This window comes from Stenotrophomonas sp. YJH_SMC_27, assembly GCF_059369815.1.
In genome coordinates this window covers 50,476-64,804 of the sequence record NZ_JCAFTA010000008.1, presented here as the reverse complement: position 1 = coordinate 64,804, position 14,329 = coordinate 50,476, and the positions used below count along the sequence as shown (strand labels likewise).

General features: G+C 67.4%; 15 protein-coding genes and 1 pseudogene. 7 read left to right on the top strand and 9 right to left on the bottom strand.

The window, feature by feature from the left end; all coding sequences use genetic code 11:
• Positions 1 to 172: 172 nt before the first annotated feature.
• Positions 173 to 319, top strand: a complete 147-nt coding sequence (locus tag AC5P7R_RS13065; RefSeq protein WP_195763046.1) for a hypothetical protein — start codon at positions 173 to 175, stop codon at positions 317 to 319.
• 81 nt (positions 320 to 400) lie between these two features.
• On the opposite strand, the gene AC5P7R_RS13060 is transcribed toward AC5P7R_RS13065, so the two are convergent.
• The 6 genes from AC5P7R_RS13060 to rpmB all read right to left on the bottom strand — a co-directional run bounded on the left by AC5P7R_RS13060 (position 401) and on the right by rpmB (position 6,816).
• Entirely contained in the window at positions 401 to 955 is a 555-nt protein-coding gene (locus AC5P7R_RS13060) for a hypothetical protein (protein ID WP_155030348.1), read from the bottom strand.
• 121 nt (positions 956 to 1,076) lie between these two features.
• Positions 1,077 to 3,269: a DNA helicase II gene (gene uvrD / locus AC5P7R_RS13055; protein ID WP_206621673.1), complete on the bottom strand. Its 2,193-nt coding sequence runs from the start codon at positions 3,267 to 3,269 to the stop codon at positions 1,077 to 1,079.
• Between the two features lie 9 nt (positions 3,270 to 3,278).
• Positions 3,279 to 4,700, bottom strand: coding sequence for an FAD/NAD(P)-binding protein (locus AC5P7R_RS13050; protein ID WP_478436105.1), 1,422 nt, complete (start codon positions 4,698 to 4,700; stop codon positions 3,279 to 3,281).
• Positions 4,701 to 4,745: 45 nt separating this feature from the next.
• Positions 4,746 to 6,164 (bottom strand): cardiolipin synthase, encoded by a 1,419-nt coding sequence (gene cls / locus AC5P7R_RS13045; protein WP_021203520.1) that lies wholly within the window; start codon positions 6,162 to 6,164, stop codon positions 4,746 to 4,748.
• A gap of 237 nt (positions 6,165 to 6,401) precedes the next feature.
• Complete coding sequence (gene rpmG / locus AC5P7R_RS13040) at positions 6,402 to 6,569, bottom strand: 50S ribosomal protein L33 (protein WP_169411268.1); 168 nt, start codon at positions 6,567 to 6,569, stop codon at positions 6,402 to 6,404.
• 10 nt (positions 6,570 to 6,579) lie between these two features.
• Complete coding sequence (gene rpmB / locus AC5P7R_RS13035; protein ID WP_005411638.1) at positions 6,580 to 6,816, bottom strand: 50S ribosomal protein L28; 237 nt, start codon at positions 6,814 to 6,816, stop codon at positions 6,580 to 6,582.
• 281 nt (positions 6,817 to 7,097) lie between these two features.
• Between rpmB and AC5P7R_RS13030 the strand changes: the two genes are divergently transcribed.
• Entirely contained in the window at positions 7,098 to 8,312 is a 1,215-nt protein-coding gene (locus tag AC5P7R_RS13030) for a nucleotide disphospho-sugar-binding domain-containing protein (RefSeq protein ID WP_206621671.1), read from the top strand.
• 13 nt (positions 8,313 to 8,325) lie between these two features.
• On the opposite strand, the gene dnaQ is transcribed toward AC5P7R_RS13030, so the two are convergent.
• Together dnaQ and AC5P7R_RS13020 are read right to left on the bottom strand one after the other, a co-directional pair.
• Positions 8,326 to 8,835, bottom strand: a complete 510-nt coding sequence (gene dnaQ, locus AC5P7R_RS13025; protein WP_021203522.1) for a DNA polymerase III subunit epsilon — start codon at positions 8,833 to 8,835, stop codon at positions 8,326 to 8,328.
• Positions 8,836 to 9,000: 165 nt separating this feature from the next.
• Complete coding sequence (locus AC5P7R_RS13020; RefSeq protein ID WP_478436106.1) at positions 9,001 to 9,894, bottom strand: LysR family transcriptional regulator; 894 nt, start codon at positions 9,892 to 9,894, stop codon at positions 9,001 to 9,003.
• 108 nt (positions 9,895 to 10,002) lie between these two features.
• On the opposite strand from AC5P7R_RS13020, the gene AC5P7R_RS13015 reads away from it, so the two are divergent.
• Positions 10,003 to 10,392, top strand: a complete 390-nt coding sequence (locus tag AC5P7R_RS13015) for a RidA family protein (protein WP_478436107.1) — start codon at positions 10,003 to 10,005, stop codon at positions 10,390 to 10,392.
• Between the two features lie 76 nt (positions 10,393 to 10,468).
• Here the strand turns inward: AC5P7R_RS13015 and AC5P7R_RS13010 are convergent, their stop codons facing one another.
• A complete protein-coding gene (locus AC5P7R_RS13010) occupies positions 10,469 to 11,089 on the bottom strand; it encodes a hypothetical protein (RefSeq protein ID WP_188250631.1) in 621 nt (206 codons plus the stop codon).
• 140 nt (positions 11,090 to 11,229) lie between these two features.
• Between AC5P7R_RS13010 and AC5P7R_RS13005 the strand changes: the two are divergent.
• From AC5P7R_RS13005 to AC5P7R_RS12990, 4 genes and pseudogenes are all read left to right on the top strand, one after another.
• Positions 11,230 to 11,307: pseudogene (locus tag AC5P7R_RS13005) on the top strand (RidA family protein); the annotation flags it as partial.
• 187 nt (positions 11,308 to 11,494) lie between these two features.
• Complete coding sequence (locus AC5P7R_RS13000; protein WP_021203525.1) at positions 11,495 to 11,827, top strand: hypothetical protein; 333 nt, start codon at positions 11,495 to 11,497, stop codon at positions 11,825 to 11,827.
• Positions 11,828 to 11,883: 56 nt separating this feature from the next.
• On the top strand, positions 11,884 to 13,137 hold the full coding sequence (locus tag AC5P7R_RS12995) for a TolC family protein (protein ID WP_478436108.1): 1,254 nt from the start codon (positions 11,884 to 11,886) through the stop codon (positions 13,135 to 13,137).
• The gene (locus AC5P7R_RS12990; RefSeq protein ID WP_021203527.1) at positions 13,134 to 14,324 is read left to right on the top strand and encodes an efflux RND transporter periplasmic adaptor subunit; all 1,191 of its coding nucleotides are present in this window, start codon (positions 13,134 to 13,136) and stop codon (positions 14,322 to 14,324) included. The genes AC5P7R_RS12995 and AC5P7R_RS12990 overlap by 4 nt, the downstream gene beginning before the upstream one ends.
• Positions 14,325 to 14,329: the final 5 nt, after the last annotated feature.

Here is a 14,329-nt window from a genome sequence, read left to right as displayed (position 1 = left end):
GTGGCGGTCTGCCAGATGGGAACGACACCATTGCACACCGGATGTGGAGGCGGCGCCTTGAGCAGGATCAATCCGGCGCCGCGCAGCGGCGTGTGCGCACCGCCGGCTTGCGTACCCGATCACTGCGGCGCAAGCTGGGTAGGCGGCGCCGCGCCGCCTTGGGAGAACCCGCATGCAGGACGGCAAGCCGACACCACGCTCCCCGCTAAGGATCATCCTGTGGAGCCTCATCGCCGCCTTCGTGCTGTTCTGCGGCGGTTATTACCTGGGCAAGGATCTTGCCCAGCGCGACAACGCCCGGCAGTCAGCCGGCCGATAACCTGCTCCTGTAGAGCCGAGCCCATGCTCGGCTGCGGACGAAGCAGCCAAGCATGGGCTCGGCTCTACATCAGGCCCGCCTTCAGGCGATCTGCACGATCCGCGCGTTCTGGCACAGCGGGTAGCTGGCCACGAACCCGTCAATCGCATCGCGCATCGCCTCGAACGATTGGCCGTACATGTACAGCGCGGTCTCGCTCGGGCCCTGCCACCAGCTGCAGATCTCGCCCAGGCCGTCGATGTTCTCCGACAGCTGCTCGAACACGTGGTTGGAATCGCACTGTTCGTAGACCTCGTCCGGCAGGTTCAGGCCATCCAGGTAGATGCCCAGGCCCTCGGTCACGCCGAAGCTGCGATCGGCTTCACCCGCGCCCTGGATCTTCGAGCCCTTCGGTGCACCCAGCTGCTCCAGCAGGTCGATCAGCTTGGGCACGCCATCGGCATCGACCAGCGCCACTTCGATATCGCCGTATTCGACCTCACCCAGGTCGGACATCGCCGTGCCGCCGCCGGTGATCTCGCCGACATTGGCCGCCTGCAGCAGCGCATCGAGTGGGTCCTCGAACAGTTCGTGGCGATGTTCGGGCTGCAGCCGGGCATTCAACGTCACGGTGACGTGCAGCGCGGGTTCGGTCATGGGAGCGTTCCTGAAAGAAGTGCCGCCTATTGTAGAGCCGAGCCCATGCTCGGCTGCTTTTGGCGGTACAAGCAGCCGAGCATAGGCTCGGCTCTACAGGTATCCCGCCGCTCGACGGTGATCAGATCACCGTCAGGTTGGCGTAGGCCATCACCAGCCACTTGCTGCCGGCGTCGGCGAATTCGACCTGCACGCGGGCGTGTGCGCCGCTGCCTTCGTAGTCGGTCACCATGCCTTCGCCAAACTTGGGATGGGTAACCAGCGCGCCGAGCTTGACCGGCGGTGCCTCGATCGAGGCATGGCCCATCACCCGGCTGGCGCCCATCGAGGCCGGTCGCGAGACCTGCACCTTCGGGCGGACTTCGTGCAGCAGCTCGCGCGGAATCTCGCGCAGGAAGCGCGACGGCAGGCTGTAGTTGTCCTGGCCATGGATGCGGCGCGATTCGGCATAGCTCAGCACCAGCTTCTGGCGCGCGCGGGTGATGCCGACGTAGGCCAGGCGGCGCTCTTCTTCCAGACGCCCGCTTTCCTCCAGCGAACGTGCGCTGGGGAACAGGCCTTCTTCCAGGCCGGCCAGGAATACCAGCGGGAATTCCAGGCCCTTGGCCGAGTGCAGGGTCATCAGCTGCACGCCGTCCTCGCCCGCCTGCGCCTGGCCCTCACCGGCCTCCAGCGCGGCATAGGCCAGGAACGCGACCAGCTCGTCCATGTCCTCGCCCACTTCCTCGATGTCGTCGGCGCGGCGCACGAAGCGCGAGGCCACCGAGACCAGTTCGTCGAGGTTGTCGGTACGCGATTCCGAATCCAGCGCGTTGCGGCTTTCCTTGCTCCAGTGCTCGCGCAGCTGCGAGCGGGCCAGCACGTGGTCCACCCGCTCGGCCAGGGTCATGTGCAGGGTCTGCGCCTGCAGCTCGTTGACCAGCACCAGGAAGCCGGCCAGCGCATTGCGCGCACGTGCGGCCAGCGCGCTGCCCTGGGTGACCAGCATGGTCGCTTCCCACAGCGAGATGCCCTGCGCACGCGCTTCGCGGCGCACTTCGTCCAGTGTGCGGTCGCCGATGCCACGGGTGGGCGTGTTGACCGCGCGCTCGAAGGCCGCGTCGTCGTTGCGGTTGGACAGCAGGCGCAGGTAGGCCAGCGCATCCTTGATTTCGGCACGCTCGAAGAAGCGCATGCCGCCATACACGCGGTACGGCACCTGTTCGCTCAGCAGCGCTTCTTCCAGCGCGCGCGACTGCGCGTTGCTGCGGTAGAGCACGGCCACTTCGGTGTAGCTGCCACCGTCGCGCACCCACTGACGGGCGCGCTCGACGATGTAGCGTGCCTCGTCCATCTCGTTGTACGCGGCATACAGATCGATCGGCTCGCCGTCGCCGCTGTCGGTCCACAGCTGCTTGCCGATGCGATCCGGGTTGTGCGCGATCACCGCGTTGGCAGCGCCGAGGATGTTGGCGGTGGAGCGGTAGTTCTGCTCCAGGCGGATGGTCTGCGCGCCCGGGAAATCGCGCAGGAAGCCCTGCACGTTCTCGACCTTGGCGCCGCGCCAGCCGTAGATGGCCTGGTCATCGTCACCGACCACGAACACGTGGCCGGAATCGCCGGCCAGCACGCGCACGAAGGCGTACTGGATGGCGTTGGTGTCCTGGAACTCGTCCACCAGGATCTCGCGGAAGCGGGCGCGGTAATGCGACAGCAGCGCCGGGTTGTCGCGCAGCAGTTCATGCGCGCGCAGCAGCAGCTCGGCGAAGTCGACCAGGCCGGCGCGGTCGCAGCGTGCCTGGTACTCGATGTAGGCCTGGCGCATGGTTTCCAGCCACGCGTCGTGCGGTTCGGGCTGGATGTGCTGCGGGCGGCGACCTTCGTCCTTCTGCGCGTTGATCCACCACGCGATCTGCTTGGCCGGGTATTTGCCGTCGTCCAGTTCCAGTGCCTGTACCACGCGCTTGACCAGCCGCAGCTGGTCGTCCGAGTCCATCACCTGGAAGCCTTCAGGCAGCTTCGCGTCCTGCCAGTGCAGGCGCAGCAGGCGGTTGGCCAGGCCGTGGAAGGTGCCGATCCACATGCCGCGGCTGCCATGGGGCAGCTGGGCGTCAATGCGGTGGCGCATCTCGCCGGCCGCCTTGTTGGTGAAAGTCACCGCGAAAATGCCGTGGGTCGGCACGCCATCGACTTCATGCAGCCAGGCGATGCGGTGGGTGAGTACGCGGGTCTTGCCGGAACCGGCACCGGCCAGCACCAGGTGGTGGCCGGGGGGAGCGGAGACGGCTTCGCGCTGGGCCGGGTTCAGGCCATCAAGCAGGTGGGAGACATCCATGCCTCCATTTTACGGCATCGCCGTCGCGGCTCCTGCGACCACTTCGGTGGCCAGCGCCTGCGCCTGCTGACGCAGTTCAGGCACCGCCAGGCTTTCCCACAGGCTGCCGATGCGCAGGCTGCCGAGCACGCCCAGCCGTGCCTGCGGCTGGCCACTGGCGCTGCGCAGGCGGTCGCCCGGCACCGTGCTGTCCAGGCCCAGCCCATGCGGGCCGGGGCGAGCGAGGCCATCGGCCTGCAGCTGCTGCAGCAACGGATTGCGCAACGCGTTGGCGCGGGTTTCCACGCCGGTGGCGTTGACCACACCGCTGATCGTCCAGTGCTGTTCATTGCCGTTGGCATCGCGACCCGACAGCCGCAGGGCATCGCCTTCGCGGCCGACGGATTGCAGGCGGGACCGGTGAATGCGCAGTTGGCCGCTTTCGGTCAGCGCCTGCAGCTGTGCGTCGACCTCTTCGGCGATGCGGTGGCGATGCACGTCCCAGTAGCGCACCACATGGCGCAGGAAACGACGCTGGTCGGCCTCGTCGAGGCTGCACCACAGCGCCTGCCCGTGCGGACGGATGCGGTCCATCACGCCCTGCCACGGCAGGCCATCGGCCTGCGCTTGACGGGCGAAGCTACGCAGCGCACGCAGGCGCTGGCGCAGGTTCATCGGCAGCAGCACCGCCGGATCGAAGCTGGGCAGGCCGCCGTGCGCGTGCGGCAACGGCAGCAGGCCATGGCGCGAGATCACATGCAGCGGGCCGGTATGACCGGCGGCGACCAGCGCCAGCACGGTGTCGGCCATGCTCAGGCCGGAGCCGACAATGGCCACGGCCTGGTCGCCGGCCAGGGTACGCACACCGTCGTAGTCCCAGGCCTCGATCACGTCATCGGCGGGCAGTGCGTCGGCACCGGCCACCGGCAGCGGCCGCATGCTGTTGCCGGTGGCGAGCACCGCCTGCGCGGCATGCAGCGTGCTGCCATCGCCGAGTGTCAGCTGGTAGCCGTGGTCATCCGGCTGCAGGCCCAGTACCGGCTGCGCGATCACCTGCAGCTGCGCCGGGCTGGCCGCAGCGGCCTCCTGCAGGCGCTGCTGCAGGTACGCTGCAAAGTAGTGGCGGCACACGTAACGCTCGCCCAGCACCTCGCGCGCCTCGCCCGGGTAGGCGTTGGCGGCCATCAGGTAGTCGAGGAAATCGCCAGGCTGGTCGGCAAACGCACTCATCTTCGCCGCCGGCACGTTCAGCAGGTGCTCCGGCCACGGCGTGGCATAGGCGATGCCCTGCGCCAGCTGCGAAGCCGGTTCGAAGATGGCCAGCGCCAGCGGCGCCTGGGCCTGGCGCAACACCTGGATCGCCACCAGCACCCCGGCCGCACCACCACCGATGATTGCCAGGTCCAGTTCGCCATTACGCGGTGAATCAGTCATGCGCCGATTGTAGGCCATCGGCGATGACGGGCCGGGTTGCCGAAGCGGGCGGTTGCCGCCGTTTCACATCAACGCATCGGCCAGCCGTGCGATGCCTTCGCGGCTGCGCCGCCACGTGGGGCGGCTGCGCCACTGCTGCAGGTCCAGCTGCCGCGACTCACGCAGGTAGCCGTCCTCGATCGCGCACAACTGCTTCACCAGCGCGTGGTCGTAGCAGATCAGGCCGATCTCGGCATTCAGCGCGAACGAACGGATATCCATGTTGATCGAGCCGAGTACGGCGATGTCCTCGTCCACGCTCATGTGCTTGGCGTGCAGGAACTGCGGTTCGTACAGCGCGATGCGCACGCCACAGCGCAGCAGCTCGTCGTAGTAGGCCTCCTGCGCCCATGACGTCAGCCGCTGGTTGTTGCTGGCCGAAAGGATCAGTTGCACCTGCACGCCGGACAAGGCCGCAATGCGCAAGGCGCTCAGCGTGGCTTCGTCGGGCACGAAATACGGGGTGACCATCACCAGCCGGCGCCGCGCCAGGTGGATCAGCGCCGCCACTGCATCGCGTGCGTTGCTGTAGGGGTAGGCCGGGCCGCTGGGCAGCAGCTGGGTGGCGATGTCGTCGCTGCACTCGGGCACATCGGCGATCACGTCCAGGCGCTGGCCGGTTTCCATGTACCAGTCGCTGGCGAACACCGCTTCCAGGTGCGCCACTGCCGGGCCGCGCACGCGCGCCACCAGCTCGCGGTTCGGGTGGCCGGGCACGAACTGCGGGCCGGCCAGATTCTGCGAACCGACATAGGCCACTTCGTTGTCGATCACCGCGATCTTGCGGTGGTTGCGCAGGTCCATGCGGCCGCTGCGGCGCCAGCGCAGGCCACCGGGCAGCATCGCGCGCACTTCGATGTCGCGCGCTTCCAGGCGCTTGCGATAGGCGCGCAGGCCGCGCTTGGCGCCTACTGCGTCGAGCAGCACGCGGCATTGCACGCCACGTGCAGCCGCACGCTGCAGCGCCTCGACGATCGCCTCGCCCACCGCGTCGTCGAACATCAGGTAGTACAGCAGGTGCACGCGGTCTTCGGCCTGGTCGATGTCGGCGATCAGCGTGTGCAGCGATTCGTCGTAGTCGGTCAGCAGATCGACGGCGTTGCCGTGCACCGGCATGAAGTCGCCCTGGCGCTGCACCAGCGGCACGATCTCGGCGCTGGCGGTGTCCGGCTGCGGGGTCCAGCGCAGGCGATGCTGCAGCGCCTGTTCCTCGCGGATGACCTGCGAGGCCTCGGCCTGGCGGCGGATGCGCTCGCGCGACAGCCATGGGTGGCCGAACAGCAGGTACAGCGGCAGGCCCAGCAGCGGCACGAAGCCCACCAGCAGCAGCCAGCTGCGCGCCGCCCCCGGCGTGGTGCGGGTGGGAATCCAGCACAGCGCGACCAGCCGGATCAGCCAGTCGATCAGCAGCAGATACGAACCCAGCAACCACTCGAACAGCATCGCGTCGCCCGTCGGGAGGTGATGGGCCATTCTGCCCAGCAGGATTTGTAGAGTCGAGCCATGCTCGACTGCCTTTCGAACCGACGGCAGAGAGCCAGCGTGTCGACCAGGGTCGACAGCTACCGGGTGCGGGGAGAGCGTGCCGACCAACGGTCGGCACCCACCACCTGGATGCCAGGCATGAAAAAACCCGCCACAAGGGCGGGTTTCTTCGCGGGGATCAGCAATCCGTGCGGATTACTTGATCTTGCCTTCCTTGTACAGGACGTGCTTGCGCACGACCGGATCGTACTTCAGGAATTCCATCTTCCCCGGGGTGTTCTTCTTGTTCTTGTCGGTCGTGTAGAAGTGGCCGGTACCGGCCGAGGAAATCATACGGACCTTATCGCGCTTGCCTGCCATGATGCTTTACTCCTCAGACCTTTTCGCCGCGCGCACGCAGCTCAGCCAGAACGGAATCAATGCCGTTCTTGTCGATGGTGCGCAGTGCATGCGCGGAAACACGAAGCTTGACCCAGCGGTTCTCGCTGGCCACCCAGAAACGGCGCTCGTGCAGATTCGGCAGGAAACGACGACGGGTCTTGTTGTTGGCGTGCGAGACGTTGTTACCCGTCTGCACTCGCTTGCCGGAAACCTGGCATACGCGGGACATTGCGCACCTCGATAGTAGTAGTTGTCAGCCCGTAGCCCGGGCGACGGCGGCCTCGATGGTTGCCCACCACACGTCAAGAGAATCAAAGGGTTACGCTGGCGTTGGGCGGCCGGGGACGTGCTCCCGGGGGCGCCGCCCGGTAGAAAACCGGACACAGCGAGCCGCGCATTATGCACGGGTTCAAGCACTTGCGCAAGTTACCCACAGGCGGGGACTGAACCGGCAGGGCCGGGGGCACTCCGCCAACCGGCATACTGGCCCGGATCACTGCGGAGCTTTCCATGCGGCTGCTGGCCCTGACCTACGGAACCGAAGGCGATACGCGCCCGCTGGCCATGCTCTGCCATGGGCTGATCGGCGCAGGCCACGCGGTGACACTGCTGGCCGATGGCGGCACCCTGGGCAGCGCGCAGGCCTTGGATGTGCCCCACGCGGCCCTTGAGGGTGACATCCATGACGAAGTGGTCGCCCTGGTGTCGCGTGGCAACGGTGTTGCCGCCGCCAGGTCCGGTCTGGCACGGATGGCGCTGCAGCATGTCAGCGGCTGGATGCGCCAGGCCGATGCGGCTGCCGAAGGCTGCGATGCGATTCTGACCGGCGGACTGGCGGCCTTCGTCGGCATGAGCGTGGGCGAACGCCGCGGAATGCCGGTCATCGGCACCGGCATGATCCCGCTGACCCCGACGCGGGCCTTCCGCTCTCCGTTCCTGCCACCGGGACGCTCGCCGGGCTGGTTGAACCGCGCCAGCTATGGGCTGGTCAACGGCCTGATCTGGCGCCAGTTCCGCCGGCCGATCAACGCGGCACGCCAGCAACTGGGGCAATCGCCGCGCCGCGCGTTGTGGTCCGGCCTGCCGATGCTCTATGGCATCTCGCCGCAGCTGCTGCCGCCACCGGCGGACTGGCCAGCCGACCACATCGTCTGTGGCCAGTGGCGGCTTCCTGATGCGCCGTGGAAGCCCCCGGTCGATCTGCAGGCCTTCCTCGATGCCGGGCCGCCGCCGGTGTACCTGGGCTTTGGCAGCATGACCGGGTTTGATCGCGAGCGCGTGCTGCCGGCCCTGCTGCAGGCGCTGGCGCCACGCCGGGTGCTGCTGTTTCCGGGGTGGGCCGGGCTGCCGACGGGCGCGCTGCCAGCAGATGTGTTCGTGCTCGGCCCGACGCCACACGAAGCACTGTTCCCGCATTGCGCACTCGCCATCCACCATGGTGGCAGCGGCACCACGCATTCGGCCTGCCGCGCCGGCATTCCCTCGCTGGTGATGCCGTTCGCCGCGGATCAGTTCTTCTGGGCCGATCGCCTGCATCGGTTGGGCGTGGCACCGGCACCGTTGTCATCGAAGCGACTGGATGCAGCAACGCTGGCGGCAGCCATCACCTTCGCTGAAACCGACGCAACACGCGCACGCGCGGCAGCCCTGGGCGCGGCGATGAGCCATGAGGACGGGGTGGCACGTGGGGTGGCAATGATCGAGCGCTGGTTGCGGCCGGTGTAACAGCGGCCAGGCCTCAGCGCAGGTGCGGAATCACCTGCGCCAGCAGATGGGCATCCTTGAGCGCGCCGTGCAGGCCGCGCTTGCTTGGGATACGCAGGCGCTGCAGCACGTCGTCCAGCTTGTTGCCCTGACCGGGCCAGCGCCCGCGCGCCAGCTTCAGGCTGCAGGTGACGCGACAGTGCTGGGCCAGCGTGGCAGGAATGCCAGCCAGGCGCAGCTCATTGTCGAGGAAACCCACATCGAAGGTGGCGTTGTGCGCGACCATCTCGCTGCCGCGCAGGAAGTCCAGCAGTTCGGCGGCCTTGCTGGAAAACAGCGGTTTGCCCACCAGCATCGCATCGCTGATGCCATGCACGCGCTGTGCGCCCCAGTCCACCTTGCGCTGCGGCTGCAGGTAGGTGTGGAACTGGCGGCCGCTGAGCTGGCCGTCGATCAGTTCGACGGCACCGATTTCGATCACGCGGTGTCCCAGGCGGTGGGAGATGCCGGTGGTTTCGGTGTCCAGTGCGACGATGCGATTCATGCGTGGCGATGGTTGCTGTTGCGTGCCGCGATGATTTTCGCATGCCTGCGGCAGGAAGCCCTCCCTGTAGCCGAACCCGTGCTCTGCTCACGCGCGAAGCGCGGGCCTTGAGCGCTGGAGCGAGAAGCAGCCGAGCGTGGGCTCGGCTCTACAGGTGCGTGTGCATCACCCCAACGCTTCCACCACCCAATCGATGAACACCCGCAGCCGCTGGCTCATGTGCCGGTTCGGCGGGAACATCACATGCATCGGCATTGGCGGCAGCTGCCAGTCCAGCAACACCGGCAGCAATTCGCCGCGCGCCACGTGCGGCGCGGCCATGTAGCTGGGCAGCGCCACCACCCCCAGGCCGGCCAACGCGGCCGCCAGATACGCGTTGCCGTCGTCGAAGCCGACCGTGTAGCGGCCCTGCACCTCGATGCGCTCATCGCCACGTTGTGCAGTGAACACCCGCGCCCGGCCACTGCGCGGGCTGAGGAAGCCGACCATGTAGTGGTCCGGCCCTTCCAGCGCGCGCGGATCGGTCGGCACGCCGAAACGCTGCACATAGCCGGGGCTGGCGTGGAAACCGATCGGCAGCGCCGCCAGCGGCCGCGCCACCAGCGCCGGGTCGGCCGGGGTGCCGCCGCGGATCACGCAGTCAACGTTGTCGGCGATGACGTCGACCTCGCGGTCACTGACGCCGATGTCCAGCTGGATCTCCGGGTAACGCGCCTGGAAATCCGGCAGTGCGGGTACCAGCCGCAACCGCGCGTAGGGTCCGGGTACATCAACCCGCAGGCGGCCGCGCGGCTGGCTGGCCGCGTCACCCAGCCCGCCCTCCACCTCTTCCAGCTCGGCCAGCAGGCGGGCGATGCGCGGGTAGTAAGCCGCGCCATCGGCGGTGACGCTGACCCGTCGGGTGGTGCGGTTGAGCAGGCGCAGCCGCAGGTGTGCCTCCAGCTGCTGCACCAGCTGGGTGACCGTGGTGCGGCTGACCTGCAGAGTCTGCGCGGCGCGGGTGAAGCTGCCGGTTTCCACAACCCGGGCAAAGGCCCGCATCGCCTCGAAACGGTCCATGGCGGGCCATGATTGTTTGGGATTGGCAATCAATCTAGGCTGATAATCGCGGTTTATCCAGACAGCACTGGCGCGGAGGATGGCGTTCTCTCCCACGGATTCCTTCCCATGTCACAGCGTGTTGTCGTTTTCCCCACCGGCCGCCAGGCCCTGTACGAGCGCAACCGCTACTCGCCGGCGATCCGATCCAATGGCTTCCTGTTCGTCTCCGGCCAGGTCGGCAGCCGTGAGGACGGCTCGCCCGAGCCAGACTTCGAAACGCAGGTGCGCCGCGCTTTCAAGAATCTCAATGCGGTGTTGGCTGCTGCCGGCTGCACGTTCGATGACGTGATCGACGTGACCGTGTTCCTGGTCGATCCGGAGAAGAACTTCGAGAAGGCTTGGGCGATCGTGCCCGAGTACTGGGGCGAGGCGCCGCACCCGACCCTGACCGGTATCGGTGTGACCTGGCTGTATGGGTTCCAGTTCGAGATCAAGGTGATCGCAAAGCTGCCATGACCCGGGTAGTGCCGGCCGCTGGCCGGCAACAACGGGCGTTGACCTGCACTCGCCTGCTTCCGCGCCGTCGGGTGACTCAGATCGGCTTGATTCGCGGCCACTCCACATCCGCGGTATCAACAAATTCGACGCCGCTGAGACTATCCCCGACATAAGCACGAAAGTCCTCCGAGCAGATCAAGGTATTGCTGGAGCCTTCCATGTTCTCAATCCGGAACAAGTGTTCTTTGAAAGAGCTTTTCACGCGCAGCTTCTTGATCCTGCGAGACTCTCCATACTTGCTGTACGCCATCTGATTTTCCTCAGAGGCGACGGAGGAGAGGCTGGTCTCATGGAAGATGATGGCACTGTACTCACTCGTCGAAGTCGTCCATCCCTTCTCTGAAACATGAGGAATGCGCCTGAAGTCGATCATCTTGGCATCAAATTTCAGGCAGGCTTCCAGGAACTTCTGGCTTGCAATGTAAATGTGCGAGGTAATGCGAACGATGTCGTTGGAATGACTCGCCTCAGGGCCAACCAGCACCATGGTGTCTGTAAATACCCGTGCCATGTCAGTTCTGGCCCTAGCGTACCAAGGGAATCGGCCATGGGAAACAGCAGGATGGAAAGGATAGAACCTGTCGTGAAGCTGAGCGTCCAGATAGTACGAGGGGCATCCTGGCGGATTTGCCTGGGATAGCGCGTAGTAGTTCATCGAGTCGATTCCCTAGGCTTCCGTAGCGTGTTTCGGAATTGTCCCGGCCCCGGCCTTTCCCACCAAGAGCCAATCCCGACAAGCAGGCTTTGGTACGCATGGCTTGGAGCCGGTGCGATCTGCCAGGCAATGTCCGCCTCCCGACCCTGACCGGCATCGGTGTGACTTGGCTGTACGGGTTCCAGTTCGAGATCAAGGTGATCGCGAAGCTGCCGTGACCTTCGTTGTAGAGCCGAGCCCATGCTCGGCTGATCGTGCGACAGCAGCCGAGCGTGGGCTCGGCTCTACAGAAGCGCAGCCCGGTGGGCCGAAAGGCCCGCCCCACCTGAACGGGAGATTCCGACGTATTCCCGAAGCGGCCATTGATATTGTATCCGGCGAAAACCGCTTGCTAGCCTCCCCTTCATGCGCTGGATCACCCGCCACCTCCGTTCGACCCTGCTGATGCTGCTGATGGCGGCATTCGTGGTCGTGCCGGTGGCCGATGCCCTGGCGTGCACGGTGGAACCGCACGCCAGCACGGTGCATGTGGAGTCCACACCGGATTCCGATGGCGACAGCGACGGCAAGCATGTCGGTGCCTGTGGCCACAACCACTGCCACCACTCCAACCTGAGCCTGCCGGCGCACACGATCGCCGCCTTCGGGGCGCCACTGCCGGCGCGCTGGATGAGTGCAGGCGATGCGGCGACCTATGCGGTCGCCCAGGATGAATTGACGCGTCCACCCCGGGCGTGAGTTGAGCGCGTCCCGCGATTGCGGGCTCCCGTTTCACTCACAACCGGAATCCCCCTATGTCGATCCTGACACCTCGGTCGCCGCGTGCGGCCGGGCTGGTCGTCGCCGTGTTGCTGGGCCTGGCCCCGGCGGCATCGGTGATGGCGCAAGCCGCCCCCTCCTACGACACCCTGCTTGAACGCCTGGACCAGCTGCCCGGCACTCGTGTGGGCACGGCACTGGCCGAGGCCGCCGATGCGCGCGCCGACCAGGCCCGTGCGCTACCCAACCCCTCCCTTTCCTGGTCGGCCGAAAACGCCTGGGGCTCCGGCACCTACCGCGGCATGGGCAAGGCCGACACCGTACTCACCCTGTCCCAGCCGCTGGAGGTCTGGGGCCAGCGTGGCGCGCGCGTTCGTGCCGCCCGTGCCGAGGCCCAGGCGGCCAACCTGCGTGGCGCGCAGAGTCGCAGCGACGTGGCCAGCCAGCTGGCGGTGGTCTATGCACAGGCGGAAAGTGCACTGCGCCGCTACACCCTGGCCGAGGAAGCACTGTCACTGACCCGCGATGACGCCAACGCCGTCAACGCCATGGTCAAGCAGGGCCGCGAACCACAGCTGCGCGCGGTGCAAGCGCAGAGCGAAGTAGCCAATGCCATGGCGTCGCTGGATGAAGCACAGGCGTTCCGCGATGCCGCGCTGGCCCGCCTGGCCGGCACCGCGCTGCTGGATGCGCCGGTGCAGTCGATCGACAACAGCCTGCTCGACCGCGCACCGCCGCTGCCGCGCGGTGCCACCGATACCGCACTGGCAGTGCGCATTGCCGAAGCCGAAGCCGATGCGGCGGGCAAGCTGGTCGACGTGGAGCGCAAGCGCGCCCTGCCCGACCTCAGCGTCACCGCCGCACAGACCCGCTTCCGCGAAGGCGGCGAGCGTGCCTACAACCTCGGGCTCAGCCTCAGCATCCCGCTGTTCGACCGTAACCGCGGTGGCATCCGCGCCGCCAATGCCGAGCAGCGCGCGGCCGAGGCACGCCTGGACCAGCAGCGCCGCGACAGCGAGGCCGCACGCCTATCCGCCGTGGCCGGGCTGAAGGCGGCCGGCAGCCGCACCCGTGCCGCCGATGAAAGCGTGGTCGCCGCCGAAGAGGCCTACCGCCTTGCACGCATCGGCTTCGACGCCGGACGCATCTCGCAGCTGGAACTGCGCAGCACGCGCAGCGCCCTTATCGCCGCCCGCGCCGCCGCCGTGGATGCGCGCCTGTCGCGCGTCGGCGCGGAAATCGATCTTGCCCGCCTCGAAGGGCGCGCACCTTTTGTGGAGGCCCCATGACTCTCTCCCGTACCTTCCCGCTGATCGGCGGCGTGCTGCTGACCGTGCTGCTGGCCGGCTGCGCCGGCAATGCGCAGACACCTGCAAATGAAGACCCCGCCGCGGCCAAGGCCGGCACCGACGATGGCCATGGCCACGCGACCGACAGCAAGGAAGCCAAGGCGCCGGCTGGCGCCGATGAAGGCGTGGTGCCGCTGACCCCGGAGCAGATCAAGGCGTCCGGTATCGAGGTGGTCGCCATCGGCCGCGGTGGCGGTGGCTCGACGCGCCTGTCCGGCCGCGTCGAGCCGTCGGTGGGCGCACGTGCCTCGGTGGCGTCGACCGTTACCGGCCGCGTCGAACGCGTGCTGGTCGCACCGGGCACCGCAGTGAAGCAGAACCAGGCCCTGGCCATCGTGGTCAGTGGCGAAGCGGCGGTGTTCCGTGCCAATGCGCTGGCCGCCTCGGCCGAAGCCGAGGCCGCGCGCCTGGCCTATGGCCGCGACAAGGCGCTGGTCGACCAGGGCGTGGTCGCGCGCCAGGAGATGGAAGCCTCGCGCGCACGTTCGCTGGCGGCACAGGCCCAGGCCGCTGCCGCGCAGGCCCAGGCCGCCGCCAACGGCGCGCCCGATGCCAGTGGCCGCGTGCGCATCACCAGCCCGGTGGCCGGCATCGTCGGTAACGTGCAGGTCACTCCGGGCGGTGTGGTCGCCGCCGGCAGTGCAGTCGCCGATGTCGCCGACCCGTCGATGAACGAGCTGGTGTTCACCGCACCGCCGGCGCTGGCTGCACAGGTCACGCCGGGCATGAAGCTGGAAGTGAGTGTGCCGGGGGGCAGCTTCACCGCCACCGTCACCGGCTCGGCCGCCGATGTCCGCCAGCAGGGGGGCGTCGCGGTGATCCGCGCCACGCCGGTCGATGCGCCACTGCCGCCGGCCGGTTCGCCGGTGTCAGCCGTGGTGGTCACCGAAGGCCAGGACGGTTCGCTCAGCGTGCCCGCCGATGCGGTGCAGAACGTCGATGGCAGCAGCGCGGTGTTCGTCGCCGTCGACGGTGGCTTCAAGGCGCAGCCGGTCCTGGCCGGGCGCCGTGCCGGTGACCGCATCGAGATCCTCGGTGGGTTGAGCGGCAGCGAACGCATCGTCGGTGCCAACGCCTTCCTGCTCAAGGCCGAACTGGCCAAGGGCGAAGCCGAGCACGGCCACTGAGGAGG

Excerpts from the sequence above, each read along its gene's own strand:
- AC5P7R_RS13060 (WP_155030348.1), bottom strand. The coding sequence starts at position 955 with ATGACCGAACCCGCGCTGCACGTCACCGTGACGTTGAATGCCCGGCTG.
- rpmB (WP_005411638.1), bottom strand. The coding sequence starts at position 6,816 with ATGTCCCGCGTATGCCAGGTTTCCGGCAAGCGAGTGCAGACGGGTAAC.
- dnaQ (WP_021203522.1), bottom strand. The coding sequence starts at position 8,835 with ATGAATCGCATCGTCGCACTGGACACCGAAACCACCGGCATCTCCCAC.
- uvrD (WP_206621673.1), bottom strand. The coding sequence starts at position 3,269 with ATGGATGTCTCCCACCTGCTTGATGGCCTGAACCCGGCCCAGCGCGAA.
- AC5P7R_RS13065 (WP_195763046.1), top strand. The coding sequence starts at position 173 with ATGCAGGACGGCAAGCCGACACCACGCTCCCCGCTAAGGATCATCCTG.
- AC5P7R_RS12990 (WP_021203527.1), top strand. The coding sequence starts at position 13,134 with ATGACTCTCTCCCGTACCTTCCCGCTGATCGGCGGCGTGCTGCTGACC.
- AC5P7R_RS13000 (WP_021203525.1), top strand. The coding sequence starts at position 11,495 with ATGCGCTGGATCACCCGCCACCTCCGTTCGACCCTGCTGATGCTGCTG.
- AC5P7R_RS13030 (WP_206621671.1), top strand. The coding sequence starts at position 7,098 with ATGCGGCTGCTGGCCCTGACCTACGGAACCGAAGGCGATACGCGCCCG.
- AC5P7R_RS13020 (WP_478436106.1), bottom strand. The coding sequence starts at position 9,894 with ATGGACCGTTTCGAGGCGATGCGGGCCTTTGCCCGGGTTGTGGAAACC.
- AC5P7R_RS13010 (WP_188250631.1), bottom strand. The coding sequence starts at position 11,089 with ATGAACTACTACGCGCTATCCCAGGCAAATCCGCCAGGATGCCCCTCG.
- AC5P7R_RS13015 (WP_478436107.1), top strand. The coding sequence starts at position 10,003 with ATGTCACAGCGTGTTGTCGTTTTCCCCACCGGCCGCCAGGCCCTGTAC.
- cls (WP_021203520.1), bottom strand. The coding sequence starts at position 6,164 with ATGCTGTTCGAGTGGTTGCTGGGTTCGTATCTGCTGCTGATCGACTGG.
- AC5P7R_RS13050 (WP_478436105.1), bottom strand. The coding sequence starts at position 4,700 with ATGGCCTACAATCGGCGCATGACTGATTCACCGCGTAATGGCGAACTG.
- AC5P7R_RS12995 (WP_478436108.1), top strand. The coding sequence starts at position 11,884 with ATGTCGATCCTGACACCTCGGTCGCCGCGTGCGGCCGGGCTGGTCGTC.